General features: G+C 62.9%; 23 protein-coding genes and 2 pseudogenes. 14 read left to right on the top strand and 11 right to left on the bottom strand.

Going from position 1 to position 25,147, the window contains the following annotated elements; all coding sequences use genetic code 11:
• Positions 1 to 152: 152 nt before the first annotated feature.
• Together E0D86_RS21905 and E0D86_RS21900 are read right to left on the bottom strand one after the other, a co-directional pair.
• Positions 153 to 845, bottom strand: a complete 693-nt coding sequence (locus E0D86_RS21905) for a methyl-accepting chemotaxis protein (protein WP_371924062.1) — start codon at positions 843 to 845, stop codon at positions 153 to 155.
• A 420-nt stretch (positions 846 to 1,265) separates the two neighbouring features.
• Positions 1,266 to 2,057, bottom strand: a pseudogene (locus E0D86_RS21900) (cache domain-containing protein); the annotation flags it as partial.
• Positions 2,058 to 2,383: 326 nt separating this feature from the next.
• Between E0D86_RS21900 and E0D86_RS09300 the strand changes: the two are divergent.
• The gene (locus tag E0D86_RS09300; RefSeq protein ID WP_165914216.1) at positions 2,384 to 2,947 is read left to right on the top strand and encodes a GNAT family N-acetyltransferase; all 564 of its coding nucleotides are present in this window, start codon (positions 2,384 to 2,386) and stop codon (positions 2,945 to 2,947) included.
• A 130-nt stretch (positions 2,948 to 3,077) separates the two neighbouring features.
• Here E0D86_RS09300 and E0D86_RS09295 read toward each other — a convergent pair whose 3' ends face one another.
• Positions 3,078 to 3,344: a DksA/TraR family C4-type zinc finger protein gene (locus E0D86_RS09295; RefSeq protein ID WP_131649720.1), complete on the bottom strand. Its 267-nt coding sequence runs from the start codon at positions 3,342 to 3,344 to the stop codon at positions 3,078 to 3,080.
• 260 nt (positions 3,345 to 3,604) lie between these two features.
• On the opposite strand from E0D86_RS09295, the gene E0D86_RS09290 reads away from it, so the two are divergent.
• Positions 3,605 to 4,324 (top strand): TorF family putative porin, encoded by a 720-nt coding sequence (locus tag E0D86_RS09290; RefSeq protein ID WP_131649719.1) that lies wholly within the window; start codon positions 3,605 to 3,607, stop codon positions 4,322 to 4,324.
• A 19-nt stretch (positions 4,325 to 4,343) separates the two neighbouring features.
• Here E0D86_RS09290 and E0D86_RS09285 read toward each other — a convergent pair whose 3' ends face one another.
• The 3 genes from E0D86_RS09285 to E0D86_RS09275 form a co-directional block, all read right to left on the bottom strand.
• Positions 4,344 to 5,495, bottom strand: a complete 1,152-nt coding sequence (locus E0D86_RS09285) for an MFS transporter (RefSeq protein WP_131649718.1) — start codon at positions 5,493 to 5,495, stop codon at positions 4,344 to 4,346.
• Between the two features lie 35 nt (positions 5,496 to 5,530).
• A complete protein-coding gene (locus E0D86_RS09280) occupies positions 5,531 to 6,394 on the bottom strand; it encodes an oxaloacetate decarboxylase (protein ID WP_131649717.1) in 864 nt (287 codons plus the stop codon).
• A 96-nt stretch (positions 6,395 to 6,490) separates the two neighbouring features.
• Entirely contained in the window at positions 6,491 to 7,363 is an 873-nt protein-coding gene (locus E0D86_RS09275) for a DMT family transporter (protein ID WP_131649716.1), read from the bottom strand.
• A gap of 41 nt (positions 7,364 to 7,404) precedes the next feature.
• On the opposite strand from E0D86_RS09275, the gene E0D86_RS09270 reads away from it, so the two are divergent.
• Positions 7,405 to 7,620: a hypothetical protein gene (locus E0D86_RS09270; RefSeq protein ID WP_131649715.1), complete on the top strand. Its 216-nt coding sequence runs from the start codon at positions 7,405 to 7,407 to the stop codon at positions 7,618 to 7,620.
• 23 nt (positions 7,621 to 7,643) lie between these two features.
• Positions 7,644 to 8,126, top strand: coding sequence for a GNAT family N-acetyltransferase (locus E0D86_RS09265; protein ID WP_131650037.1), 483 nt, complete (start codon positions 7,644 to 7,646; stop codon positions 8,124 to 8,126).
• Positions 8,127 to 8,199: 73 nt separating this feature from the next.
• Here the strand turns inward: E0D86_RS09265 and amn are convergent, their stop codons facing one another.
• The 3 genes and pseudogenes from amn to E0D86_RS09250 form a co-directional block, all read right to left on the bottom strand.
• A complete protein-coding gene (gene amn, locus E0D86_RS09260; protein ID WP_131649714.1) occupies positions 8,200 to 9,672 on the bottom strand; it encodes an AMP nucleosidase in 1,473 nt (490 codons plus the stop codon).
• A gap of 152 nt (positions 9,673 to 9,824) precedes the next feature.
• Positions 9,825 to 11,474: an acyl-CoA dehydrogenase family protein gene (locus tag E0D86_RS09255; protein WP_131649713.1), complete on the bottom strand. Its 1,650-nt coding sequence runs from the start codon at positions 11,472 to 11,474 to the stop codon at positions 9,825 to 9,827.
• A 223-nt stretch (positions 11,475 to 11,697) separates the two neighbouring features.
• A pseudogene (locus tag E0D86_RS09250) lies at positions 11,698 to 13,629 on the bottom strand (7TM diverse intracellular signaling domain-containing protein); the annotation flags it as partial.
• A gap of 238 nt (positions 13,630 to 13,867) precedes the next feature.
• Between E0D86_RS09250 and E0D86_RS09245 the strand changes: the two are divergent.
• The 10 genes from E0D86_RS09245 to lnt all read left to right on the top strand — a co-directional run bounded on the left by E0D86_RS09245 (position 13,868) and on the right by lnt (position 23,736).
• The gene (locus E0D86_RS09245; RefSeq protein ID WP_131649711.1) at positions 13,868 to 14,662 is read left to right on the top strand and encodes a hydroxymethylpyrimidine/phosphomethylpyrimidine kinase; all 795 of its coding nucleotides are present in this window, start codon (positions 13,868 to 13,870) and stop codon (positions 14,660 to 14,662) included.
• Between the two features lie 13 nt (positions 14,663 to 14,675).
• The gene (gene thiE / locus E0D86_RS09240) at positions 14,676 to 15,314 is read left to right on the top strand and encodes a thiamine phosphate synthase (protein ID WP_131649710.1); all 639 of its coding nucleotides are present in this window, start codon (positions 14,676 to 14,678) and stop codon (positions 15,312 to 15,314) included.
• Between the two features lie 69 nt (positions 15,315 to 15,383).
• On the top strand, positions 15,384 to 16,667 hold the full coding sequence (hemL, locus tag E0D86_RS09235) for a glutamate-1-semialdehyde 2,1-aminomutase (protein WP_131649709.1): 1,284 nt from the start codon (positions 15,384 to 15,386) through the stop codon (positions 16,665 to 16,667).
• A 5-nt stretch (positions 16,668 to 16,672) separates the two neighbouring features.
• Positions 16,673 to 17,302 (top strand): hypothetical protein, encoded by a 630-nt coding sequence (locus E0D86_RS09230; protein ID WP_131649708.1) that lies wholly within the window; start codon positions 16,673 to 16,675, stop codon positions 17,300 to 17,302.
• Positions 17,303 to 17,424: 122 nt separating this feature from the next.
• Positions 17,425 to 17,949 (top strand): tetratricopeptide repeat protein, encoded by a 525-nt coding sequence (locus E0D86_RS09225; RefSeq protein WP_131649707.1) that lies wholly within the window; start codon positions 17,425 to 17,427, stop codon positions 17,947 to 17,949.
• Positions 17,950 to 18,118: 169 nt separating this feature from the next.
• Positions 18,119 to 19,447 (top strand): tRNA (N6-isopentenyl adenosine(37)-C2)-methylthiotransferase MiaB, encoded by a 1,329-nt coding sequence (miaB, locus tag E0D86_RS09220; protein WP_131649706.1) that lies wholly within the window; start codon positions 18,119 to 18,121, stop codon positions 19,445 to 19,447.
• A gap of 262 nt (positions 19,448 to 19,709) precedes the next feature.
• On the top strand, positions 19,710 to 20,717 hold the full coding sequence (locus E0D86_RS09215; protein WP_131649705.1) for a PhoH family protein: 1,008 nt from the start codon (positions 19,710 to 19,712) through the stop codon (positions 20,715 to 20,717).
• Between the two features lie 31 nt (positions 20,718 to 20,748).
• Positions 20,749 to 21,177, top strand: coding sequence for an rRNA maturation RNase YbeY (gene ybeY / locus E0D86_RS09210; protein WP_218568018.1), 429 nt, complete (start codon positions 20,749 to 20,751; stop codon positions 21,175 to 21,177).
• 38 nt (positions 21,178 to 21,215) lie between these two features.
• Positions 21,216 to 22,055, top strand: a complete 840-nt coding sequence (locus E0D86_RS09205) for an HlyC/CorC family transporter (protein ID WP_131649703.1) — start codon at positions 21,216 to 21,218, stop codon at positions 22,053 to 22,055.
• Between the two features lie 169 nt (positions 22,056 to 22,224).
• Positions 22,225 to 23,736: an apolipoprotein N-acyltransferase gene (lnt, locus tag E0D86_RS09200; RefSeq protein WP_131649702.1), complete on the top strand. Its 1,512-nt coding sequence runs from the start codon at positions 22,225 to 22,227 to the stop codon at positions 23,734 to 23,736.
• 62 nt (positions 23,737 to 23,798) lie between these two features.
• On the opposite strand, the gene E0D86_RS09195 is transcribed toward lnt, so the two are convergent.
• Positions 23,799 to 24,572, bottom strand: coding sequence for a YdcF family protein (locus E0D86_RS09195; RefSeq protein WP_131649701.1), 774 nt, complete (start codon positions 24,570 to 24,572; stop codon positions 23,799 to 23,801).
• A gap of 69 nt (positions 24,573 to 24,641) precedes the next feature.
• Positions 24,642 to 25,094, bottom strand: a complete 453-nt coding sequence (locus tag E0D86_RS09190; RefSeq protein ID WP_177493033.1) for a hypothetical protein — start codon at positions 25,092 to 25,094, stop codon at positions 24,642 to 24,644.
• Between the last annotated feature and the right edge of the window lie 53 nt (positions 25,095 to 25,147).

Here is a 25,147-nt window from a genome sequence, read left to right as displayed (position 1 = left end):
GCCGGTCGGGCGCTGCGGCCGCGGGTTGGAAGGGCGTGGCATGACAAGGGGCTCCGGGTCGGGGCGGCCATGCTAGGGCGGCAATCCCGAGCTCGCAAGCTATCGTCCGTGTAGCCCGTGAGGCCCCATGACAAACATTGCGGTACCTATCCTCAGCGGCTCATGCCAGCCAACCGCTGCGATATCGCCTGCATGCCCTGACCAAGCTCGCGCAGCGTCGCCGCATCGCGAGCCCCTTCTTCGCTTGCGGTGTGAATGCGTACAGCCAGCTCGTTGATCTCCTGGGCGACATGACTCTGCTCCTGTGCCGCCACGGCAATCTGCTGCGCCCGCTGGACGATGCCATCGAAGCTGCTCACCGTGTTGCCCAGCGTGCCGGCTACACCATCAGCCTGCCGTACCGCTTCATCGGTGCGTCGGGCGCCGGCCTGCATGGTCGAAACCGCCTGGGTCGAGGCCTGGCGCAACTGGGCGATCATCTGCTGGATTTCATCGGCTGAACTCTGCGCGCGTCCCGCCAGGGTCCGCACCTCATCGGCCACGACCGCGAAGCCGCGTCCCTGCTCACCGGCACGCGCCGCCTCGATGGCCGCATTGAGCGCCAGCAGATTGGTCTGTTCCGAAATGGATTTGATGACGTCCAGCACGCCGCCAACGCGCTCGATATCCTCGCCGAGCGGCGTAATGGCCGAGGCGGCATCGGATATATCGCCAGCCAGTCCGGCGATCGCTTCGCTGTTGCGCTGCACTTGACCTTGTCCCTGTTCGGCTTCCGAAAGTGACTGACGGGCGGTGTCGGAGCAGTCGGTAGTGTTCTGCGCGACCTCGGCCGCACTGGCCGACATCTCGGTAATCGCGGTCGCCAACAAGGTGTTGTCCTGTCGCTGGGCTTCGGCACGATCGGCCAGCCCAATGGAAAGCCGCGCCAGTTCGTCGGCCTGCCGCTCGAGGCTTGCCGATTCCTCGCCGATGCGGCGCAGCATGTCACGCAGCGAACCGGCGTAATGATTGACGGCGCCGCGCAATGCCCCGAGTTCGTCGGCGCGGTGAATCTCCAGCTGAGCTCCGTCATGCCCACCGCCCTGCCCCAGCCGCTCGATCTGGCCGGTGGTTTCTTCAAGCTGCGCCAGCAGACGCTTGCCCGCCAGCCAGGCGATGCCAAGCAGCAGTGCCAGCAGCGGCAGCAGAAGCAACAGCATCTGCCGCGTCAGTTCGTCTGCAAGGCCGGTCACGCTCGCCTCCGGCGTCACCAGCCCAACACGCCACCCGGTGCCCTCCATGGTGACCAGCGTCACGTAAGCCGCGCCGTCGACCAGGCCGTCGTGCTCCAGAAACAGCGCAGCATCATCCGCGCCGCGAGCGGCAACGGCGTCGGCAACCGGCTTGAACCAGGGCTGCTCACGCACCAGATCGCCCATGGCCGGCAAACCGCCATTGCCCTTGGCGCCTGGGAAAAACAGCAGATTGCCAGCCTGATCGACTGCAAAGGCATAGCCGCCGGTTACGCCACCGTTCGCCTCGAGGAAGTTGGCAAGACCATCGAGTTTGAGATCGAGAGTCGCAACGCCGGCGAACGCCCCGTCACGGCTGTAGGGCACGCTGCAGGTGGTCATCGCCACGCCGCTGACGGCATCCTGATAGCCGTCCGACCAGACGCAACGTCCCGGCGCTGCCGAGCGAGCCCCGCTGTACCAGGATTCGGCATGGTAGGACGAGGTTTGCGCTGCGTTGTATTCATCCGAATAATCCAGTCCGCCACTGGCGTTGCGCGCCCAGAAGAAGCTGCGCCGCTCGACGCCAGGCGTGAATGCGTTCGGCTCAGGCCACAGCCCGCCGCCAGCAATGGCAGCGTCGCCCTGACCGTCGATTAGGTTGGGCAGGGTCGACGACACCAGCGCCTCGTCATTGGGCATCCTTTCAGCCAGATGCGCCATGGCGGCGGTCGTGCCTTCGATGCGGCTGAGCTGCAGCGCCAACTGGCGGGCCAAGGCGCTGGCTGACTGCTCAGCGGCGGCGGTCCCCGTGGCCACCAGCTTCGGTTTGCCACCCAGGGTCATGACCCCGAAGATAGCCAGTGCGGTAAGCACCAGAAGAACGAGAACACCCAGCGTCATGCGTGGCGCGATCCGGGTAGGCAGGAAGGACATGCTACAAACTCCACGAAGGGCTAAATCACCAAGGGACTGCGTCACCAAGGAACTGGGTTATGCAGCATTACGGCCGCCCGACCCGCACATTGAGCGCTCGACGGCTGGAAACGACGAGCGGCAGGACGATCGAACCGTGCTCGATCAAAAAACGATAGGCGTTTTGGCTCGGTCGAAAAGGCTGAGATGGCACCCGAGCGCCTGCCGGCATCAACCAATCCCGCGAGAACGGGTCAATGACTGTTGCGGCCGACGCCGCATCGCCCCGAACCGCTTTGAAGGACTTCAACGTGCAGATACGTGACGCCCTGGACGCCGACCTCGACGGCATCCTGCAGATCTACAACGATGCGGTGCAGAACAGCACAGCGATCTGGAACGACCGGACTGTCGACCTCGCCAATCGTCGCGCCTGGCTGGCCGAACGCCATGAACAGCGCTATCCGGTATTGGTTGCCGTCGACGACGAGCAACGGGTCGCAGGTTACGCATCCTTCGGCCCTTGGCGCCCGCACGATGGTTTCCGCCACACGGTGGAGAATTCGGTCTACGTGGGTCCCGGTCAGCGTGGTAGCGGCATCGGACGCAGCCTGATGCAGGCGTTGATCCAGCGCGCCCGGCAGTTGGACAAACACGTAATGGTCGCGGCCATCGAGAGCGAGAACCGTGCCTCGATCCATATGCATCAGCAACTGGGCTTCATCCACGTCGGGCAGATGCGACAGGTCGGCTGCAAGTTTGGCCGCTGGCTGGACCTGACGGTCATGCAGCTGACCCTGCGCCGTACAGCCAACCCGTAAACGCTCATCTTCGAGTTCGATACCCACCTGCATGGATGAAGCATCCGATCGAAGAGGTGGAAACGCTGAAGGCCTTTCCACCGAAACCGACGGCAGCCGTCAGGTCCGCCATTTCCAGACTTCTCACCACTCACCGCAGCTGGCTATCCTTGCTGCCGCGGCGGTTATAACCACTGTATGCGGCTTCTCGCTTGTCCTGTTCGGACTGGCACTTCACGCACAACCGTACGCCCGGGACCGCCTGCCGCCGCGCCTCGGGAATCTTGGCGTCGCACTCTTCACAGTGCGTCAGGCTTTCGCCCCGCCCCAATTTGCTGCGTGCGCGCTGAACGGCGTCCTCGATCGTGCTGTCGATCTGGTCCTGCACGGCGCCTTCGTTCGCCCAACCGGTGGCCATCGCAACCTCCTGCCTGTTCGAGCAATCACTCTCCGACATTTGAGCTGCTGCGGCGTGAGCGGTTCAGCCCGCGACGTGCTGGAATCATCCTTCGGCACCGCCTGTCGTTTGCTTGGCGTCAAAACGACGAGCGGGGCTTGAGTCGCGAAGGCATGCACTACCCTTTCCAGCCGATCGATGGCCAAGCCGAACCGCACCCGCTCTGCATTACGCCCTTGCGCACGTACGGCTGGCACAACTATCCACCAGCGAAACGGTGTATGAACAAAAATATCCTGACGGCCCTGGCGCTTGCTCTGGGCGGATGCGCCAGCCAACCGGACGTCGTCGAACACGAGGTCGGGGCGTTCGACCTCAAGCTCGGCACTGCACCGACCCGGAGCATGGCGCAAGGCCTGGTCAACCCGACCGCCGCCGGCACCTTTCGCGGCGGGCTGGACCTGACCCACGCCGGCGGCCTGTACATGGGGCAATGGGCGCCGAGCATGGGCATTCTTGACGGCAGTCAGCTGGAGCTCAATAGCTACGTCGGCTATGCCCAGCCGCGCCTTGACGACACGCTCGGCTTCGAGCTGGGCGTGATCCGCTACAGCTTTCCAGAGCTGGAGAACCACGATCGTCACGAGTACTACGCCGGCATCAACCTGGTCGGCAGCCGCCTGGGAGGCGCGCTACGCAGCGCGCCGGGGCGCACCGACGGGACGCTGTTCCTGGAGCTGGGATCGGTTCAGCCATTCGATGTTGGGGTTCGCCTGAAGTACGCCAGCCACTCGATGGACAGCCCCATGTATCACCCCGGCGGCAGCGTGCGCGTCTTCAACGACTGGTCACTGAACCTGTCCCGCCCGCTGCTCGGCATGGATCTGAACCTGTCCTATACCGACTCCAGCCTGAGCGGCGACCAATGCGGCGTGTACTCGGGGCTGAACGCTCACTGCGAGGGCTTTCTTATGTTCAAGGCCGAGCGCCAGCTGTTCTGAGCGAGCCCTGAGGTCTGCACTAGCGAAAGCGCCTTTGCGCGTGCAGCACCGCCACCAGGAAGACCGCGGCCGCGAAGCCGTACAGCAGCCCCAGATGCCCATGCTGAAACAGCCAGGAGCCCAGCACCGGTCCGGTGGCCATACCCATGAAACGAAAGAAGTTGTAGCTGCCAACGGCGGTGGCGCGATTGTTTGGGTAGAGATCCATCAGCAGACTGGTCTGCACTGGCAGCGACAGACCGAGAAACAATCCGAACGCGCTCACCGCCACGACAAGCGCCGCCAGCGACCACTGCGCAACGGCAAGAAACAGCAGCACACTGAGGACATTCAACCCGGCCGTCACCAGCAACGTCGGGCGGGCCCGCCAGCGTCCCAGTAACCGTCCGCCAGCGAAGCTGCCGATCACCACGGCAATCGACAGCGGCAGGAAGACCAAGCCCTTTTCGCTGGCGCTAAGGCCGTAGCTGGTGTCCAGCACACGCGGCATGAACACCAGGTAGTTATAGAAGGCGTAGTACTGCACGAAGCTCAGCAGCATGATCGCCAGCCCCTGATGGTTGCGCAGCACATCCAGATAGTCGGCGGGATGGAAAGCCTTGGGCGTGGCCCCGACGGGGCGCGTTTCCTGAAGCCAGATGGCATTGGTCAGCAGTGCGGCGGCGCCGACCACCGCCAGCAGCAGAAACACGAAATGGAAGTCCAGGTGTTCGCCGACGAAGCCGCCCACCACCGGGCCGACCACCGGCCCCAGCGCCACCATCATCTGAAACGAGCCCATCGCCCGACCACGCTCCGCCCCTTCGAAACGATCGCCAATCACCGTGACCGCCACCACCGCACCGGCGGCGATACCCACCGCCTGCAGCGCGCGAAACAGCAGCAGCATCTCGATATTCGGCGCCAGGAAGCAGCCCAGCGAAGCGCCGACATAGATCGCCAGCCCCACCAGCAGCGTGCGCTTGCGACCTCGACGGTCGACCAGCGGGCCGTAGACGATCTGCATGAACGCCAGCACGAAGGTGAAGATCGAGATGCTGAGGTTGATCATCAGCGGCGTAGTCTCCAGCGCCGCTCCCAGCTCCGGCAAAATCGGCGCGTAGACGGTCTGGGTGAACGGCCCGAGGAACGCGGCGAAAGCCACCATGAAGGTCAGCAGGCGTGGGCTCATTGAATTCCCCGAGCGATGAAAGAGCGGCGCAGCGGTTATTCCTTAACCTGCATGAAGTCTTCAGCCCAAGCCATGTATTCGTCGGCGGTCGAGTATTTGACCGAGAGCTGCGATGCGTTGAGATCCGATGCGTCGATCTGACGTTGTTCGCGCAGGCAGTCGTAGGTCGCCTTGATCGCCGCGAAGTAGGCGGCGTGACCGTTGACCACGATGCGCACGCCAAGCGCAGCCAGCCGCTCGTTGTCACGCAGGCGCGGGTTGCCGTACGTCACCAGCATCAACGGCACGCTGAGTTTTTCCGCAACCTGCTCAAGCTGCTCGAAATCCTCGATGCCGACCAGACAGATGCCATCGGCACCCGCCGCCTCGTAGGCTTGCACCCGGGCGATCACCTCTTCCAGGCCGATCACCCCGGCGTTGGTGCGGGCGATGATGGCGAGCGCGGGGTCAATACGCGCTTCGAGCGCCGCCTGAATCTTGCCGACCGCCTCGAACATGCCGATCAGGTCCGTGGACTTGCGGCCGAATTTGGCCGGCAGCAAGGTGTCTTCGATAGTCAGCGCGGCGATTCCGGCGCGCTCTAGCTCGACCACCGTGCGCATCACGTTGAGCGCGTTGCCGTAGCCGTGATCGGCGTCGGCGATGATCGGCAGGCGCGACACGCGACCGATGCGCGTGGCCTGTTCGACGAATTCACTCAGGGTGATCAGCGCGAAGTCCGGCGCCGCCAGCACCTGCAACGAGGCGACCGAGCCGCCGAGGATGCCGACTTCGAATTCGAGGTCGGCAGCGATACGCGCCGACATCGGGTCGAACACCGAAGCGGTGTGGTAACAGCGGTTAGAGGCCAGCAATTGGCGGAATTCGTTGCGCAGGGTGTGATGAGAAATTCTTTGCATGATTTTTCCTGAATAAAGCACGCAAGGGTCGAGTCGCCCTTGTTAGTCGATGTTGGAAGCTACGTGGAAGGCCCGACGGCACATCCGCTGCGGTAATCAGAGGCGGGGGCGCGGTGCGCGCCCCTGCACCCAGGCCATGCATAGGCCGCTGGCAATGATGATAGTCATGCCCAGGATCGCGCCGAGATCCGGTACGTGGCCGAAGGCGAAGAAGCCCACGACACCGGCGAAGATGATCTGCGCATAGGTAAAGGGGGCCAGGGTCGCCGCGCTGGCGAAACGGAACGCGTTGGTCAGCAATAGGTGGCCGCTCATTGCCATGGCGCCGAGCGCGGCCATCAGCAAAGCGTCGTGCAGGGTTGGTGTCTGCCAGTTGAAAATCACCAGCACGCTCATCACCAGACTACCGACCACACTGGTGAGGAAATTGCTGGTCACCGGATGGTCGGTGGCGCTGAGCCGACGCGTAACCAGCTGGTAGAGCGTGAAACTGACCGCCGCGCCGAACGGCAGCAGGATCGCCGGAGTGAACAGCGCCCCGCCTGGCCGCACGATGATCATCACCCCGATCAGCCCGCAACCCACCGCCAGCCACTGGCTGCGGCTGACGTGTTCCCCCAGCAACGCAGAGGCGATGGTCACCAGCAACGGCGTCAGAAAGATCACCGCCGTGGCCTCGGCCAGCGGGATGAAACTCAGGCCGCTGATGAACAACATGCTCACGCTCACCAGACTCAAGCCACGGCATAACTGCAATCCGGGCCGTAGCGTATGGAACACGCGGCGCCCCATGCGCGGCGCGAACAGCGCGGCCATCAGCACCGTCTGCGCCATGTAGCGCGCCCAGATGACCAGGAACACCGGATAAAGCAGCGTCAAGTGCTTGGACAGCCCGTCGTGCGTGGCAAGGACCAGGCACGAGACGAGAATGAGCAGGACGCCGAGCAACGGCTGGGGTGAATTGTTCAAAGAGAAGACCAGAGGGATAGCTAGCTAACTAACGATGAATTATGCCCGCAAAACGCGATGCCGTCAGTCGCGAGTTCGCGTCGGCCGACCGCCTGCCGCTTGCGCTGATGCCCTTCGAGACGACAGCGACACGGCTGTGTCATGTGCGGCATCGTGCCGCCGCGTCCTTCGTCGCCTGGCTCACCCCTGCTCTGCCGATCGCGTATGATCGCCGGCCCGTTGCAGGTCGCACAGCCGGCCCGAGCCCGTTCGAGTAACCAAGATGTTCAAGTTGAGAGCGATGCAGGTGCGCGATATTCCTGCCGTGATGTCGATTCAGGAAGAATCCTATGCCGCCGAAGTCCTTGAAGACGAAGCGGTGATCCGCGCCCGCCTTGCCGCGTGCCCGCAACTGGCCTGGGTCGCTGAAGATACCCTCGGCGTCTGCGCCTACCTCTTCGCCTATCATTCGCGGGTTGGCAAGGTGACGCCGCTGGACGGCGAATTCCAGTCCCACGCCGAAGCAGATTGCCTCTATCTGCACGACCTCGCCGTATCCCGTCGCGCCAGCGGTCGTGGCATCGGCCCGGCGCTGGTGCAGAAGAATCTGGAACAGGCCCGAACCCAGCAGCTGCGTTATTCGGCACTGGTTTCGGTACAGGATTCAGAAGCGTTCTGGGCCCGCCTCGGCTACGCCGCGCATGACGAACTGGATCAGCCGCAGGCCAGCAACCTGGCCAGCTACCAGATCCCCGCCGTATACATGGTGCGCGCGCTGCATTAACGAATGCAGAAGTAGAGAAATGCAAAGCCCGAGCTGACCTCGGGCTTTTTTGTGGCTGCGCTTGCCGCTGCCCCTACCGGAACGGCGGCTCGTCGAAGCTGCGCAGCTTGCGCGAGTGCAGCGAGTTGAGCTGATTACGCAGCAAGTCGAGCGCGGCGATGCCGATCTTCAGATGCTGGGTGACGGCGCGCTCGTAGAAGGCATTGGCCGAACCCGGCAGTTTGATCTCACTGTGCAACGGCTTGTCCGACACGCATAGCAACGTCCCATAAGGCACACGCAGGCGATAGCCCTGAGCGGCGATGGTGCCGCTTTCCATATCCACCGCCACGGCTCGCGACAGGTTGATCAACGGCCGCTCCTGCGCCCAGCGCAGCTCCCAATTGCGGTCGTCGTAAGTCAGCACGGTGCCGGTGCGCAAACGCCGCTTCAGCGCCTCGCCCTTGTCGCCGGTGACCTGCGCGGCGGCCTCCTGCAGCGCTTGCTGCACCTCGGCCAGTGCCGGAAGCGGAATGTGCGGCGGCAGCACCCGGTCGAGGATGCCATCTCGACGCATATAGGCGTGGGCCAGCACGTAGTCACCGATCGATTGCGACTGCCGCAAGCCGCCGCAGTGGCCGATCATCAGCCAGCAATGGGGGCGCAGCACAGCCAGGTGATCGGTGATGTTCTTGGCGTTCGAAGGACCGACGCCGATGTTGACCAGGGTGACGCCGTCGCCATCCTCGGCGATCAGGTGGTAGGCCGGCATCTGGTAGCGATGCCAGAGCACGCCGCCGATGATCGCCTGAGCCTCGCCCTCTTCCATGCCGCGCTCGATGATGATGTTGCCCGGTAGCACCATGCGCACGAAACGGGTGTCGTCGCGCAACATGTCTAGGCCATGACGGATGAACTGGTCGACGTAACGGTGATAGTTGGTCAGCAGTATCCAGGGCTGCACATGCCGCCAGTCGCTGCCGGTGTAATGCACCAGCCGGCGCAGCGAGAAATCCATCCGCGCACCGTCGAACAGCGCCAGCGGATAAGGGTCGGCGTGCTCCCAGTCATAGAGCCCGTCGGCGATGTCATCGGTGGCGGCGGACAGATCGGTGCTGGGAAATACCCGCGCCAGTTCAGCTGCAGTCACGCCGGAGCCGGCCAGCTCGTCGCCCTGCTCGATCACATAGGGATAGGGGATGTTGCGGTCGCTGATCCCGACTTCCACCTTCACGCCAAAGTCATGCATCAACGGCTGCAGCTGATCGAGCAAGTAACTGCGAAACGCTGCCGGGTGAGTCACGGTAACGCTGTAGACGCCTGGCGCCTGCACCTTGGCATAGGCGCGAGTGGATGCCGGCACCTCACCGTGGCATTCGTAGGTCAAGCGCAATTCGGGATAGCGGAACAACGCGCGCTCGGCCGCACTCGGCTCGCTGCGGCTGGCCACGTAACGCTTCAGCGCCTGGTGCAATGAAGCGGTGGCGTGCTCGTGCAGCTCGGCAAGATAATCCACCGCCGCTTCGGCGCTGGTGGCAACGCGAAAGGCTTCGCCTGCTGGAGTCATGGTGGGTTTCCTTGTTCAGTCGTTGAAAACATCTTGCCTGCTGTTCGATGACAGCGGTAGCGGCAACGGCCGACTGTTTATCGGCGAGCATGCAGTTAGCACTGCCGTCCCTCACACCCGCTCTCCCATCGCGCCGCATCGCTGCGGCTCAGTCAATCAATAAACGGCGCACTCCTCGCCAACAACGCCGTGATATCCAGCCCTCTCGGCAAAGTGCCGAATACCCGCCCGCGTCCTTCCAGTCGACTGGCGATGAACGCATCCGACACCGCCGCGTTGCCGGCCTCCAGCAGCAGCTTGGCCTGCAGCGCGACGGCTACGTCTTCGGTGAGCTGTCGGGCGCGGTATTGGATGTCGTCGGTGTCGCGGAAGGCTGTTTGCAGCCTGGCGATATGCGCCTGAAGACGCGCATCGCCGTGGCCGTCGCCGAGTTCGGCGAACAGCACTTCGAGCACGCCCGGCTCTTTCGACAGGGCGCGCAACACGTCCAGGCATTGCACGTTGCCGGAGCCCTCCCAGATGGAATTGACCGGCGCCTCGCGGTACAGCCGCGGCAGGATGGTTTCCTCGACGTAACCGGCGCCGCCCAGGCATTCGCCGGCTTCGGCGATCATTTCCGGCGCGCGCTTGCAGATCCAGTACTTGCCGATGGCAGTGACCAGACGCGCGAACTTGTCTTCCTGTTCATCCTGGCGATTGTCCTGAGCACGACCCATGCGCATGGTCAGCGCCAGCGCGGCTTCGCTTTCCAGCGCCAGGTCAGCCAGCACGTTGCGCATCAGCGGTTGTTCGATCAGTGCCCGCCCGCCGACGCTGCGATGGGTGCAATGGTGCATGGCCTGGGTCAGAGCTTGGCGCATCAAGGAACTGGAGCCGATCATGCAATCGAAGCGGGTCGAGGACACCATCTCGATGATGGTCGGCACACCGCGCCCTTCCTCGCCGATCATCCAGGCCAGGGCGCCGCGGTATTCAACTTCACTGGACGCGTTAGCCCAGTTGCCGAGCTTGTTCTTCAGTCGCTGGATATAGAACTGGTTGCGGCTGCCGTCGGGGCGATGGCGCGGCAGCAGAAAACAGGACAGGCCCTGGTCGGTCTGCGCCAGGGTCAGAAAGGCGTCGCACATCGGCGCCGAGCAGAACCATTTATGCCCGACCAGCTCGTAGGCTTGTCCCGGGCCGCCAGCGCCAACCGGGTGGGCGCGGGTGGTGTTGGCGCGCACATCGGTGCCGCCCTGCTTTTCAGTCATCGCCATGCCGATGGTGACTCCGGCCTTCTGCTCCATCGGTAGGTTGCGCGGGTCGTATTCCAGGCTGAGGATTTTCGGCAACCAGAGGTCGCCCACCTCTCCCTGCAGGCGCAGCGCGGGCACGCTGGCGTAAGTCATGGTCAGTGGGCAACTGCTGCCGGCTTCGGTCTGGTTGTGCAGGTACATCAGCGCCGCGCGGGCCACCTGGGCGCCGGGCTGCGGGTCGGTCCAGGGCAGCGACGTGATGCCATGGGCGATAGCCGTGCGCATCAGCTCGTGATAGGCGGGATGAAACTCCACCACATCGATGCGATGACCATAGCGGTCATGGCTCTTGAAAACCGGCTTGTTCTCATTGGCCAGAAAGCCTGCGGCCATCAGCGGCCCGCCGGCCAGCGCGCCGTAGGCATCCAACCGTGACTCGGCCCAGCCGCCATGGTAGCGATGCACCCATTGCTGCAACGGCAGGTCAAGCCGGTACAGGTTGGCGCCATCGAGCGGCGGCACCTGGTTCAGCACCTCGTGGGTTTCAGCGTACTGGTGCAGGCTCATGGCGGATTTCCTCGGCAGGCGAAGTGGCGACGACCTGATTGAAGATGCGTTCTCAGCTACCTTCACAGTTCGCCGGGTCGATGCGAGTCGGCATCTTGTCGGCCCGCGAGAAGAAGTGAAGCACGCATGTTTGCCGGGAAAAAGCGGGGTTTCAGCCAAACCACGCGCGCGAACACGCACGGCATGGCCACCGGATGATGGGCGGAAGCGTTCAGGCAACCTGCAGCGGCACGCGCACCTGGAAGTGAGTGCCGCGGCCAGGCGTGGATTGGCAGGAAATACTGCCGCCCTGCAGCTCGATCAGCTGTCGGCATAGCGAAAGGCCGATGCCCAAGCCGCCATAGGGCCGAGTCATACTGCCATCGAGCTGGCGGAAATATTGATAAAGCGAGCCATCGGCCGGCGCTTCGAAACCCACGCCGGTATCGATCACGTCCACCGCAAGAACGAACCCGGATTCCCCGTCGTCATGCCCGGCCAGCGCCAGCGTCACGCTGCCCGTCAGGGTGAACTTGATGGCGTTGTCGAGCAGATAGCCAAGGCTCTGTTTCAGCTTGCCGGCATCACCCACCAGGATACGAGGCAGCTCGCTGCTGGTTTCGATCGAGAAGGTCAATCCACGCTTCGTCGCTCGGGCGCCGTAGATCACGTCAAGCTCGTCGATCATGGCACGCACACCAAACGACTCGTTGCGCAGCTGCAACTTGCCGGCCTGCAGTTCGGTCAGCGCAAGAATGTCGTTAACCAATCGCATCATGTCGCGCGCCGAGCCGGTTGCGATGCGCTGGTACTGTTCTAGTTCGCCGCTCAGCTCCAGCGTTCGCATCAGGTCGAGGCTGCCAAGAACGCCGTGCATCGGCGTACGCAACTCATGGGTTACGTTAGCCAGAAACTGATCCTTGAGTCGGTTGCTTTCGGCCAGTTCCCGGTTCATTTCCTCAAGTTTGCGACCTGTCTCCTGCAGCACCTTGGCGCGCTCTTCCTTCATCGCATTGATGCGGTCGGCCAATGCCAGCGACAGCAGAGCCACTTCGATCGCCGAGCCGATCTGCCCGGCATACATGGTGAAGAAGTTGTGCGGTAGATAGCCCAGCACCATCAGCGTATTGATCTGCCCACCGATCAGAAAGGTCGTCCAGGCAATCATGAAATAGCGCGCGACCCGCATGCCACGGTACCAGGCGACACTACCGGCGACGAAGATGACCAGGATGAACCAGAGCGCCATGAACGTCGCCAACCGCAGCGCCAGCGCATAACTGGCGGTCAGCGACAGCACCATGGTCAGCGCGCCTAACCCCACCAACATCAATAACGCGGTGTCGATCCAGGGGCTGTGCTTGCCCGTGCGCAGGAAACTACGGGCGAACTGGCAACCGAAGACGCCCGCCGCGCCGATCAGGAACGGTGTCGAGACATTGGCCCACCACGGCGAATCCGGCCACAGAAACTGGACGCCTAGCCCATTGACCGAGACCTGATACAGCCCGAACGAGGCGATATAGAAGATGTAGTAGAGATAACTGCGATCACGCACGCTGAGGAAGATAAACAGGTTGTAGACCAGCATCACCAGCAGCGCGCCGTAGATGATTGCCAGCATATAGATGTGTGCCGATTGCGCCTCCAGATAAGCCGCTGGCGCCCACAGGGTCAACGGAACCTGGATCGAACCCTGGCTTTCCAGTCGCAGATAGATCCGCTGCGGCTGATTGGGCGGCAGTTCCAGCTCGAATAAATGATTGCGGTGCTGGATTTGCCGCTCGCCGAAAGGCAGCGCGTCGCCACTCGCTTGCGCCAGACGGTAGCCGCCCTGGCCGTCGGGTAGATACAGATCCAGATGATCCAGCGGCGGATAGGCCAGCTCCAGCCACCATCGTCCAGGCCCATGGGGTCGATCGGTTCGGTAATGCAGGTCGATGCGCAGCCAGAACGCTGAACGCGAATAACCGGCGTTGAGCACGTCCTCGTCATGACGGACGAAGTGCCCGGCCGCGTCGCGTGCGAGCACCTCCTCGATGCTGGCGTCCCGCTCAGGATCTTCCAGCAAGGCCATGACCTGACCCAGCGGAAGACGCCGGGTTTTATCGTCGAAGTCGACAGCGCCGGCCAATGCCGGCAGCAGACTGAATAGGAATAACAAGATCTGGCGCATAACTGCGAACGCCCCGCCAAGCCGCGCCAGGAGAACCCGGCTCCCCTAAAACATGCGCCACTCGAAATGGATGGCACTTTAGCATGATCCAGCAGACCGGCACGCCGCGTTCTGCTGGCGTCACACTGCACGCGCCACGGTCGCCCAGGCAAGCCGCACGGGTCGATTGGTGATAAGCTCGCACGCCTTAAATCTGGCTGCCTAGCGCCATCACACTCTGTATTCGGGGAACCCATCGATGTCCGGCCCTTGCTCCCGTCCTGTCGTTCTCTGCCTTTCCGGCCACGACCCGAGCGGGGGCGCCGGGTTGCAGGCGGACATCGAGGCGCTGATCGCCCAGGGTTGCCACGCAGCCCCGGCCGTCACTGCGCTGACCGTGCAGGACACCGTCGACGTGTCTGATTTCCGGGTATTGGATCGCGACTGGGTGTTGGCTCAGGCCCACGCCGTCATCGCCGACCTGCCGGTTGCCGCGGTCAAACTGGGCATGCTCGGCTCGGTGGAAATGGTCGAGACCGTCATTGAAATCATGCAGAAACTGCCCGGAGTGCCATTGGTTTGCGACCCGGTGCTGCGTGCCGGCGGCGGCGGCGCGCTGGGCAAGGATGAAGTTGGCTATGCCATGCGCGAGCGCCTTTTCCCCGTATCGACCATCGCGACCCCGAACCTGCCGGAAGCGCGAATTCTCGCCGGACTGCCCGAAGGCAGCGCCGATGAATGCGCGGAGAAATTGCTGCCCTACATTCGCTATCTGCTGATCACCGGCGGACATGGCGATGAGACCGAAGTGCATAACCGCCTGTATTCACGCGACGGCGACCGTCACGACTTCAGCTGTCAGCGCCTGCCGGGCAGCTATCACGGCTCCGGCTGCACCCTGGCCAGCGCGCTCGCGGGCCGTCTGGCTCTTGGCGAAAACATCGTCAGCGCCGTGAAGTCCGCCCTGGATTACACATGGCGCACCTTGCGCGATGCCGAAGCGCCGGGGCGCGGGCAATACATTCCCCGTCGCCTGCCGTTGGATATGGCCTGATTGGAGGATTGCCATGAAAGGCACCAAGTTGCTCGGCCTCTACGCCATCACCGACAGCAAGCTGCTGGCCGATGGGCGCCTGTTGCCGTACGCCGAAGCGGCGTTGAGGGGCGGTGCGCGCCTGCTGCAATACCGCGACAAATCCGATGACGCGGCCCGGCGCCTACGCGAAGCCGAAGCATTGCGCGACCTCTGCCATCGCCATGGCGCGCAACTGATCATCAACGACGATGCCGAACTGGCCGCGCGCCTCGACGTCGGCCTGCATCTGGGCCAGGGAGACGGCTCGCTGTCCGCTGCCCGCGCCCTGTTGGGCCGTCAGGCGATCATCGGCGCAACCTGCCATGCGCGGCTGGATCTAGCCGAACAGGCAATCGACGAAGGTGCGAGCTATGTCGCCTTCGGCAGATTCTTCGACTCCAACACCAAGCCCGGCGCCCCGGCCGCCACCCCGGAAATGCTCGAACAGGCACGCCAGCGCTTCAGCCAACCGATCACCGTGATCGGCGGCGTGACACTGGAGAACGCACCTGACCTGATCGCTCGCGGCGCCAGCCTGGTTGCCGTGGTACACGCGCTGTTTGCAACGGATTCGGCCAGTGAGGTCGAGCGCCGCGCGCGGGCATTCAGCGAGCTGTTCGCCGGTAACTGATCGGTGTCATTGGCAGCGGCCGCCGCGCCAGTCCACTCTGTATTTTTCTCTATTTCCGAGAGGCCACGCATGTCCCGTTCCGAAACCCTCTTCGCCAGCGCCCAGAATCACATCCCAGGCGGTGTCAACTCTCCGGTGCGCGCCTTCCGCAGCGTCGGCGGCACGCCGCTGTTTCTCAAGCACGCCGAAGGTGCATACGTCACGGACGAGGATGACAAGCGCTATGTCGATTACGTCGGTTCCTGGGGTCCGATGATTCTCGGCCACAGCCATCCGGAAGTCCTCGACGCGGTACGCCGTCAGCTGGCGCACGGCCTGTCGTATGGCGCACCGACGGCCATGGAAACCGAAATGGCCGAACTGGTTTGCAGCCTGGTGCCGTCGATGGAGATGGTGCGCATGGTCAGTTCCGGCACCGAGGCGACGATGAGCGCCATCCGCCTGGCTCGCGGCTATACCGGCCGCGACAGCATCATCAAATTCGAGGGCTGCTACCACGGTCATTCCGATAGCCTGCTGGTCAAGGCCGGTTCGGGCGCGCTGACCCAGGGCGTACCCAGCTCCGCAGGCGTGCCGGCGGCATTCGCCAAGCACACCCTGACGCTGCCGTTCAATGACCTGGCCGCAGTCGAGCAAATGCTCGCAGAGGTCGGCAGCGAGGTCGCCTGCATCATCGTCGAGCCGGTTGCCGGCAACATGAACTGCGTACCGCCGGCGCCCGGTTACCTGCAAGGGCTGCGCGAGCAATGCGACAAGCACGGCGTGGTGCTGATCTTCGACGAAGTGATGACCGGCTTTCGCGTCGCGCTCGGCGGCGCGCAGGCTCATTATGGCGTCACCCCGGATCTGACCACCTTCGGCAAGATCATCGGCGGCGGCATGCCGGTCGGCTGCTTTGGCGGCAAGCGCGCCATCATGGAACGTATCGCACCACTGGGCCCGGTCTACCAGGCCGGCACGCTCTCAGGTAATCCGCTGGCTATGGCTGCCGGCCTGACCACGCTGAATTTGATCAAACGCCCGGGCTTTCATGCCGAGCTCACCGACTACACCACACGCATGCTGAAAGGCTTGAAAGAGCGCGCGGTGGCCGCCGGCATCCCATTCGTCACCACTCAGGTGGGCGGCATGTTCGGTCTGTACTTTAGCGACGCGGACGGCATCGTCACCTTCGAAGATGTGATGGCGAGCGACGCCGAGCGCTTCAAGCAATTCTTCCACGCCATGCTCGATGGCGGCGTGTACCTGGCGCCCAGCGCGTTCGAAGCTGGCTTCACCTCCATCGCCCATGGCGATAAGGAGTTGCAGATAACCCTCGATGCCGCCGAGCGCGCCTTCGCCCGATTGAAGTGAGCCCGATGCCCGAGCTGTTGCAAGCCACCCTATTGACGCTGGCCGCACTGGCCAGCGCAGTCTGGATCGGTAAAGCCCGCCGCGGTTATGACGAGCCGGAGCAGCCAGCGCTGTTCTGCGCCCTGCTCGCCTTCAGCATGGCCGCCGGAACGGGTGCCTGTGCCGTGGCGAGATTGGCGCTTGGCCACGACACCCTCGAAGCAGAGCGCTGGTTATTGCAGGCGACGATACTGCTCGGGCTACCGCTGGTCGGCATGGCGGCGCTGACCCTCAGCCGCAGATGGCGTTGGAGCCGCCCGAACTGGGGCCGAATCGTATTGGGGCTATGTGCCTTTTTCGAACTCGCCAGGCAGCTCGGCTGGAGCGCGTCTTATGAGCTCGCACTGGGTCTGATCAGCGCGCTGCTGGTGCTTTACGCAGGCCTGTTGCAATGGCCCACGCGCCTGCAGGCCAGCGCTGGCGTGGTCGGCGGCGCCCTGATACTGATCGCGCTGCCCTGGACCGGGCTGTCGATCGGACCCAACCCGCTCGGTGCTTATCAGCAACTCTGGCTTGCGCTGGCCTGCCCGGTCACAGCCTGGCTGCTGCTCAATCTCACCGGCAATCCTCGCGAGGTGGGCAGCGCGCCCGCGTAAAAAGCTCGGCAGGCGCGATCAAAGCCTTTGTAAGCCGGCAACGGCTTATCCATAATGTGACCGTCGGCTCGTTTTGAGCCGGACCTTCAATCACCGCCCTGATCTCCGAGGCGCTTTGATCCATGACTCGCACCGGTCGCAGCCTCGCCCTTGGCTGCCTGCTGCTTCTCTCGCCCATGCTGGCCATGGCGGGCGGCAATTCGCTGCTGATTCCCGCAACCTCACGCTGCGCCCTCAATACCGTGCCGGAAGAAATGCACGAAGCCCTGCGCGCGTGCGAGCGGGCCGCTGGCGAAGGCGATCTGCAAGCGGCATACGAGCTCGGCGAGTACCACTACGATGGCCGACGCGCGCCGCGCGACCTGGCCAAGGCGCTGCACTGGTTCGAGCAGGCATCGCTGCAGGGGCACGCCTTGGCTCAGCACCGGCTCGGGGTAATGTTCTTTCGCGGCGAAGGTGTGCCGGCCAACAACGTACAGGCCTATGTGGTACTGAAGATGTCGGCGGTCAACGGCGCGGAAGACGCGCTGGACACCGCTGATCGCGTCTCCGCCCAGATGCGCCGCGACGAATTGGAAATCGCCACCCAAGTCTTGGGACAGATCTTTCGCGACTATTTGATGGATTTGCAAACGGCGGGCGAATAGCAAGCTGCGAGCGAATCAGTATTCGGGCCAGCGCCTAAACACGGTCAAGCTTTTCCGCTTTTACCTGAAGCCTGTGGCTTGAAGCTCCCCTGTTCTTTCTTGCGCTTTTCTCGCCCCCGTCCTGCGCCTATAATCGCCGGTCATTTTTTGCACAACGCCGGCCCGTAACATGACCCGCAAGCTCTATATCGAAACCCACGGCTGCCAAATGAACGAGTACGACAGCTCGCGCATGGTAGACCTGCTGGGTGAGCAGCAACCCCTCGAAATCACTGCGAATCCGGCGGATGCCGACGTGATTCTGCTCAACACCTGCTCGATTCGCGAAAAGGCGCAGGAGAAGGTGTTTTCTCAGCTGGGTCGCTGGCGTGAGTTGAAACTGGAAAACCCGCAACTGGTCATCGGCGTCGGCGGCTGCGTGGCGAGCCAGGAAGGCGCGGCGATTCGCGACCGTGCGCCCTACGTGGATGTCGTTTTCGGCCCGCAAACCCTGCATCGCCTGCCGGAGATGATCGACGCGGCGCGCACGACGAAACAGCCGCAGGTCGATATTTCCTTCCCCGAAATCGAGAAATTCGATCGCCTGCCCGAGCCGCGCGTTGACGGCCCGACCGCCTTCGTCTCGGTCATGGAAGGCTGCAGTAAATATTGCACCTTCTGCGTGGTGCCCTACACCCGCGGCGAAGAGGTCAGCCGCCCCTTCGACGACGTGATCGCCGAGGTGATTCACCTGGCCGAGAACGGCGTCCGCGAAGTGACGCTGCTCGGCCAGAACGTCAACGGATACCGTGGCGCAACCCATGACGGGCAAACAGCCGATCTGGCCGAGCTGATACGTGTAGTGGCGGCTATCGACGGCATCGACCGTATTCGCTACACCACCAGCCATCCGCTGGAGTTTTCCGATGCCCTGATCCAGGCCCATGCGGAGGTGCCGGAGCTGGTCAAGTACCTGCACCTGCCTGTGCAGTCCGGCTCGGACCGCGTGCTCGCCGGCATGAAACGCAACCACACCGCGCTCGAATACAAATCGCGCATCCGCAAGCTCAAGGCCGCCGTTCCGGACATCCTGATCAGCTCTGACTTCATCGTTGGCTTCCCGGGCGAAACCGATAAGGATTTCGAGCAGACCATGAAGCTGATCGAGGATGTCGGCTTCGATTTCTCCTACTCCTTCGTCTACAGCTCGCGCCCCGGTACACCAGCGGCGGATCTGGTCGACGAGACCCCGGAAGACGTGAAGAAGCAGCGCCTGGCGATCCTGCAACAGCGGATCAACCAGCAGGGCTTCGAAAACAGCCGACGGATGGCTGGTACCACCCAGCGCATCCTGGTCACGGACTATTCCAAGAAAGACCCCGGCATGCTCCAGGGCCGCACCGAGCACAACCGCATCGTCAACTTCCGCTGCGACAATCCCCGCCTGATCGGTCAGTTCGTCGAGGTTTACATCGACGATGCCCTGCCGCATTCGTTGCGCGGTAGTTTGATCGGCTGAATCCGGAGCGAGTCGGCGCTATTGCGTTTCGGCCCTACGGGAAAAACCGGAGGGCCGATAAACCCGCCAGGCATGTGCGAAGCCAGTTCCGTTCGGCGGATTTCACTGCCCTGCGTCACCGCGACTTTTTCGTCCAGCCCTCCAGCTTCCAGCGTTTTTAATCATCTTTCGACTTTTTACAGCTGCTTTCGGCCGCTGCTTTTTTTGCTGCGCGGCGCTATTCTCACCCAACCCCTTATCAAAGCAGGTCAATCAAAAGCCCTTGAACGCCCCTACAGAGCCTCATCGTTTTACCCTCGAGCCCTTTGAAGCCAACCGCTTCGCCAATTTATGCGGTCAGTTCGACGAGCATCTGCGTCTGATCGAGCAACGCCTCGAGCTGGAGATCCGCAACCGTGGCAATCAGTTCGAACTGATTGGACCAGCCGATGTGGCGAAATCCGCCGAAAACCTTCTGCGCCGCCTGTATCGCGAGACCAAGAGCACCGAGCTCTCGCCAGACATGGTTCATCTGTTCCTGCAGGAATCGGGCATGGAGGAGTTTGCCAATCCTTCCACCACGCCGAACATCTCGCTGCGCACGCGCAAGGGCAACATTCGCCCGCGCGGTGCCAACCAGCAGCGCTACGTGCAATCCATCCTCGACAACGACATCAACTTCGGCATCGGCCCGGCCGGTACCGGCAAGACCTATCTGGCCGTCGCCTGTGCCGTCGATGCCCTCGAACGCGAGCAGATTCGCCGCATTCTTCTGGTGCGTCCGGCGGTCGAGGCCGGTGAAAAGCTGGGCTTCCTGCCGGGTGACCTGGCACAGAAGATCGACCCCTATCTGCGTCCGCTGTACGACGCGCTCTACGAAATGCTCGGCTTCGAACATGTGGCGCGATTGATCGAAAAACAGGTGATCGAGATTGCACCGCTGGCGTACATGCGCGGCCGGACGTTGAACAACAGCTTCATCATTCTCGATGAGAGCCAGAACACTACGCTGGAACAGATGAAGATGTTCCTGACGCGTATCGGCTTCGGCTCGACCGCCGTGATCACCGGCGATATTACTCAGGTCGACCTGCCCCGCGGCACCAAGAGCGGCCTGGCCCACGTGATCGAGGTGCTCAAGGACGTCAACGGCATCAGCTTCACTCATTTCAAACCCAAGGATGTGGTGCGTCACCCACTGGTGCAGCGCATCGTCGAGGCGTACGAGGCCTTCGAGGACAAGCAGCCCCAGCCGGGCAAGCGCAACGCCCAGGACCGCGACAGTGATTGAACTCGACGTGCAATGCGCCAGCAACGGCGCGATGCCTGATGAAGCGGACCTGCGCCGCTGGTGTGAGCTGGCGCTGCGCCAGCGCAGCGGGGATTCGGAGCTGACCATTCGCCTGGTCGACGAACCCGAGGGCCAGGAGCTGAATCGCACCTGGCGGCAGAAAGACTACGCCACCAACGTGCTTTCCTTTCCCGCTGATGTGCCGGACGGGCCGGGCGGCGTTCCGCTATTGGATATCCCGCTTTTGGGCGATCTGGTGATTTGCGTACCGGTAGTCGAGCGCGAAGCGGCCGAACAGGGCAAGACGCCGCAGGCGCACTGGGCGCATCTCGTCATTCACGGCTGCCTGCACCTGCTCGGCTACGATCACATCGACGACGACGAAGCCGAAGAAATGGAAAGCATCGAGCGCCACCTACTGGCGGAACTGGGTCATGCCGACCCCTACGCCACCGAATAGCCCGTACGGGCAACTGCAAGGACCATCGAGTCAAAGACATGAGCGAAGACCAATCGAGCAACGGGCAGAAGTCCTGGTTTGGGAAAATCACCCAGGCTTTTGCCCAAGAGCCGAAAAACCGCGAGGAGCTGCTGGAGGTCCTGCGCGGTGCCCATCAGAACAAACTGCTAGACAACGAAGCGCTGGCCATCGTCGAGGGCGCCATTCAGGTCGCTGATCTACAGGTGCGTGACATCATGGTGCCGCGCTCGCAAGTGATGAGCATCCGGGCCGACCAGACGCCTAAGGAGTTCCTGCCGGCGATCATTTCCGCCGCGCACTCGCGCTATCCGGTCGTCGGCGACAGCCTCGACGAAGTGATCGGCGTACTGCTGGCCAAGGATCTGCTTCCTCTGATCCTGCAGGACGACCACCAGAATTTCGACATCAAGGACCTGCTGCGCCCCGCCACCTTCGTGCCGGAGTCCAAGCGCCTCAACGTGCTGCTGCGCGAATTCCGCGCCAACCACAGCCATATGGCCATCGTCATCGACGAATACGGCGGAGTCGCCGGCCTGGTGACCATCGAAGACGTGCTGGAGCAGATCGTCGGTGACATCGAAGATGAGCATGACATCGAAGAAGACAGTTACATCCGCCCATTGCCCAGCGGCGACTTCTTGGTCAAGGCGCTGACGCCGATCGACAGTTTCAATGAGTTCTTCGAAAGCGAATTTCCCGACGAGGAATTCGACACCGTTGCAGGACTGGTCATGAGCACCTTTGGTCATCTCCCCAAGCGTAACGAAGTCACCGAGATCGACGGTTTCCGCTTCCGGGTACTGAACGCTGACAGCCGCCGGGTGCATATGCTGAGAGTCAGCCGGATCAGCGGCTGAAGCTGGAAGCTGGAAGCTGGAAGCTGGAAGCGAATCAGTGCCGGGATTGTTGTATCAGTGCCGTCAAGCTTTTCCTTCCAGCTTCAAGCTTTCGGCCTCAAGCTGCTTCTATCGTCCCGCCTCCAGCACTTCTGTCGTCTTTCAGATTTATCGTCTTTAAAGGATTCCGATGCACTGGATAACCCGCTCCGGCTGGCCGGGTAACCTGCTGGCGCTAGCCGCCGGCGCCCTGACAACCTTGTCGCTCGCTCCCTTCGATATCTGGCCGCTGGCTCTGCTGTCGATCGGATTGATCTACCTGGGCCTGCGCGAGCTGACACCAAAGCAGGCGGCTGGCCGCGGCTGGTGCTACGGCTTCGGCCTGTTCGCCTCAGGCGTGAGCTGGGTTTACGTCAGTATTCATGACTTCGGTGCGGCGCCGCCTGTGCTGGCGGGCGCGCTGACGCTGGGCTTCGTCGCCGGCCTGGCATTGTTCTTCGCCCTGCTCGGCTGGCTCTGGTCGCGCTGGCTGCGGCCACAACACGCGCCGCTACTCAGCGCCCTGACGTTCGCCGCGTTGTGGCTGGCGCTAGACGCGCTGCGTGGTTGGGTGCTGACCGGATTTCCGTGGCTCTATGCCGGCTACAGCCAACTCGACGGCCCCTTGGCGGCGCTTGCACCGCTTGGTGGGGTCTGGCTGCTCAGCTTCGCCATCGTGCTGACGGCGACATTGCTGATCGAACTGCCTCGACTGTTTGCCCGTAAAAGTGCGCTGATCGGCTCGCTGGCGATCCTGGTGGCGCTCTGGGGCGGCGCGATGGGCATCGGACAACACGCCTGGACGCAGACCAAGGGCGAGCCGCTCACGGTTGCTGCAATGCAGGGCAACGTCGCGCAGAGCATCAAATGGGATCCGAAGAAACTCGAGATGCAGCTGCTGCTCTACCGCGACATGACCTTCCACAGCCGCTCTACCGACCTCATCGTCTGGCCCGAAACCGCGGTACCCATCCTTAAGGAGCACGCCGATGGCTACCTGACGATGATGAATCGATTCGCCCAACAACGGCAGTCGGCGCTGATCACCGGGGTGCCGGTGCGCCAGCCCAACACCGACGGCGAACTGCGCTACTACAACGGTCTGACCACCACTGGCGATGCGCAAGGCACCTATCTGAAACAGAAACTGGTGCCCTTTGGCGAATACGTGCCCCTTCAGGACCTGTTGCGCGGCCTGATCGCCTTCTTCGATTTGCCGATGTCCGATTTTGCCCGTGGCTCGCCAGGGCAGGCATTGCTGCAGGCGAAGGGTTATCAGATCGCGCCTTTCATCTGCTATGAGGTCGTCTACCCTGAGTTCGCCGCCAGCCTCGCGGCACAGAGCGACATCCTGCTCACCGTCAGCAACGACGCCTGGTTCGGTCATTCCATCGGTCCATTGCAGCATTTGCAGATGGCGCAGATGCGCGCGCTGGAAGCCGGACGTTGGATGATTCGCGCCACCAACAATGGCATCACGGTACTGATCGACCCGCAGGGCCGTATCGTCGAGCAGATTCCGGCATTCGAAGAAGCCGTACTCTACGGCGAAGTCACGCCCATGCAGGGACTGACGCCATACCTGCAATGGCGCTCCTGGCCGCTGATCATCGTTTGCGTACTGCTATTGGGCTACGCGTCGTTGAGGCGAAGAGGCCGCTAACAGCGCTGAGGCTGGTCAGAATCGTAGGGCGGATGCCCCTTTGCCCAGTCCTCCAGCGCTTTTTAATCATCCTCTTTTCCATAAAGAATCGGATAAACCAACATCCCGACGGCTTCGTTGAGCAGCATGCCGTTCTGCCAGACGGCTTTCGTTTCCGGCAACCAGCCACCGAACGGCCTCCCATTGGGCACGCCAAGGAAGCCCACCGGTGCGGTGATCACCTGCAGACCGACCTGCTCGAAACACCAGCGCGCCCGTGGCATATGCGAGGCCGAGGTCACCAGCACGATGCGCTCGATTCCGGCGGTCTTGAGCATCTGCGCGCTGTACACCGCGTTTTCCCAGGTGGTGCGGCTACGCTCTTCCAGCCAGCGTGTCGGCGTGGCGAAGTCGCGTTGCAGCGCTTCGGCGGCCAGCAAGGCTTCGCTCGGCGGTTGCCCATAGTGCAGGCCGCCGCTGGTCAGAATCGGCAGTCCCGAGGCCTTGGCCAATCGCGAGGCGTAACGCAGTCGCTCGAGTGCGATATAGCTGGGCTGGTCGGAGCCCCAACCTGGATCAGCCTGCTCGCGACCGGCGCCGAGCACCACGATGGCTTGTGCCTGCTGTCCAAGATCGGCCCAATCGGTCCACTCCAGCGCCTGCTCGCGCTCCAATGCCCGTGCTGCCCATTCGACGGTCACCGGCAAGCTCATCAACCACAGCCCGCCGAAGCCGATCATGAAACAGAACGCAGCCAGCCGCGGCGCACGCCGCCGAAGCCACCAGGCGGCAAGCAACAGCAGAAACAGGCCGCCCGGTGGCAGCAATAGGTGTTTGAAGAAATAACGAATCGGCATACGCAGCTCCAGCACTCTGGTTGCTGCAACTTTACCTGCCGAGGCGTCCGCCCGGTAAGGCGGACGCCATCAATGCTTTGGGTAGGTATGCAACCGCTGCCGGGCCCTTAGCAATTGCGAACCGCAGGCCGGGCAGGCCACCGGACCCGCCCCGTCGGGCCAGGTCACACAAGCGCCGCATAGTGCGCAGCTCATGGACTGTTGCAGCGACACGGGCGCCTGTTTACTTCGCTTGCCCGAATGGTGGCGCAGCACGTTGCGCAGGGCCGGGCGCGCGGCCTGACGCTCCAGCTGCGCCTGCTCCTCGGCCGCAGCATGCCAGCCCGACAGCCACTGTGAGTCCTGCTGCAGATAAGCGCGGATCAGATCGAACTCGGCAGGCGTCAACCCGCCGACCTCCAGTTCGGTCGCGGCACCGGCATTACCGCCCGCAGCTCGTTCCGCCTCTTCCAGCGCCAGGGTCAGCCGCTGCAGCACACGCCCATATAGATTGCCCTCATCCGCCTCGCGCTCTCCACCCATGATTCACCTCCGTTCGTCCCGCCCCCCGGTACAAGCGTAGCTCAGACTCGAAC

This window comes from Pseudomonas sp. IC_126, from assembly GCF_004331835.1.
Lineage (GTDB): Bacteria > Pseudomonadota > Gammaproteobacteria > Pseudomonadales > Pseudomonadaceae > Stutzerimonas.
This window is presented reverse-complemented; position numbering and strand designations above follow the sequence as displayed.

What these genes read in the sequence shown, in the direction of transcription:
- miaB (WP_131649706.1), top strand. Translation starts at nt 18,119, where the DNA reads ATGACCCGCAAGCTCTATATCGAAACCCACGGCTGCCAAATGAACGAG.
- E0D86_RS09245 (WP_131649711.1), top strand. Translation starts at nt 13,868, where the DNA reads ATGTCCGGCCCTTGCTCCCGTCCTGTCGTTCTCTGCCTTTCCGGCCAC.
- E0D86_RS21905 (WP_371924062.1), bottom strand. Translation starts at nt 845, where the DNA reads ATGTCGGCCAGTGCGGCCGAGGTCGCGCAGAACACTACCGACTGCTCC.
- E0D86_RS09280 (WP_131649717.1), bottom strand. Translation starts at nt 6,394, where the DNA reads ATGCAAAGAATTTCTCATCACACCCTGCGCAACGAATTCCGCCAATTG.
- amn (WP_131649714.1), bottom strand. Translation starts at nt 9,672, where the DNA reads ATGACTCCAGCAGGCGAAGCCTTTCGCGTTGCCACCAGCGCCGAAGCG.
- hemL (WP_131649709.1), top strand. Translation starts at nt 15,384, where the DNA reads ATGTCCCGTTCCGAAACCCTCTTCGCCAGCGCCCAGAATCACATCCCA.
- ybeY (WP_218568018.1), top strand. Translation starts at nt 20,749, where the DNA reads ATGCCTGATGAAGCGGACCTGCGCCGCTGGTGTGAGCTGGCGCTGCGC.
- E0D86_RS09230 (WP_131649708.1), top strand. Translation starts at nt 16,673, where the DNA reads ATGCCCGAGCTGTTGCAAGCCACCCTATTGACGCTGGCCGCACTGGCC.
- E0D86_RS09225 (WP_131649707.1), top strand. Translation starts at nt 17,425, where the DNA reads ATGACTCGCACCGGTCGCAGCCTCGCCCTTGGCTGCCTGCTGCTTCTC.
- thiE (WP_131649710.1), top strand. Translation starts at nt 14,676, where the DNA reads ATGAAAGGCACCAAGTTGCTCGGCCTCTACGCCATCACCGACAGCAAG.
- E0D86_RS09270 (WP_131649715.1), top strand. Translation starts at nt 7,405, where the DNA reads ATGCCCGCAAAACGCGATGCCGTCAGTCGCGAGTTCGCGTCGGCCGAC.
- E0D86_RS09290 (WP_131649719.1), top strand. Translation starts at nt 3,605, where the DNA reads ATGAACAAAAATATCCTGACGGCCCTGGCGCTTGCTCTGGGCGGATGC.
- lnt (WP_131649702.1), top strand. Translation starts at nt 22,225, where the DNA reads ATGCACTGGATAACCCGCTCCGGCTGGCCGGGTAACCTGCTGGCGCTA.
- E0D86_RS09205 (WP_131649703.1), top strand. Translation starts at nt 21,216, where the DNA reads ATGAGCGAAGACCAATCGAGCAACGGGCAGAAGTCCTGGTTTGGGAAA.
- E0D86_RS09300 (WP_165914216.1), top strand. Translation starts at nt 2,384, where the DNA reads ATGACTGTTGCGGCCGACGCCGCATCGCCCCGAACCGCTTTGAAGGAC.
- E0D86_RS09285 (WP_131649718.1), bottom strand. Translation starts at nt 5,495, where the DNA reads ATGAGCCCACGCCTGCTGACCTTCATGGTGGCTTTCGCCGCGTTCCTC.
- E0D86_RS09195 (WP_131649701.1), bottom strand. Translation starts at nt 24,572, where the DNA reads ATGCCGATTCGTTATTTCTTCAAACACCTATTGCTGCCACCGGGCGGC.
- E0D86_RS09255 (WP_131649713.1), bottom strand. Translation starts at nt 11,474, where the DNA reads ATGAGCCTGCACCAGTACGCTGAAACCCACGAGGTGCTGAACCAGGTG.
- E0D86_RS09190 (WP_177493033.1), bottom strand. Translation starts at nt 25,094, where the DNA reads ATGGGTGGAGAGCGCGAGGCGGATGAGGGCAATCTATATGGGCGTGTG.
- E0D86_RS09295 (WP_131649720.1), bottom strand. Translation starts at nt 3,344, where the DNA reads ATGGCCACCGGTTGGGCGAACGAAGGCGCCGTGCAGGACCAGATCGAC.
- E0D86_RS09265 (WP_131650037.1), top strand. Translation starts at nt 7,644, where the DNA reads ATGCAGGTGCGCGATATTCCTGCCGTGATGTCGATTCAGGAAGAATCC.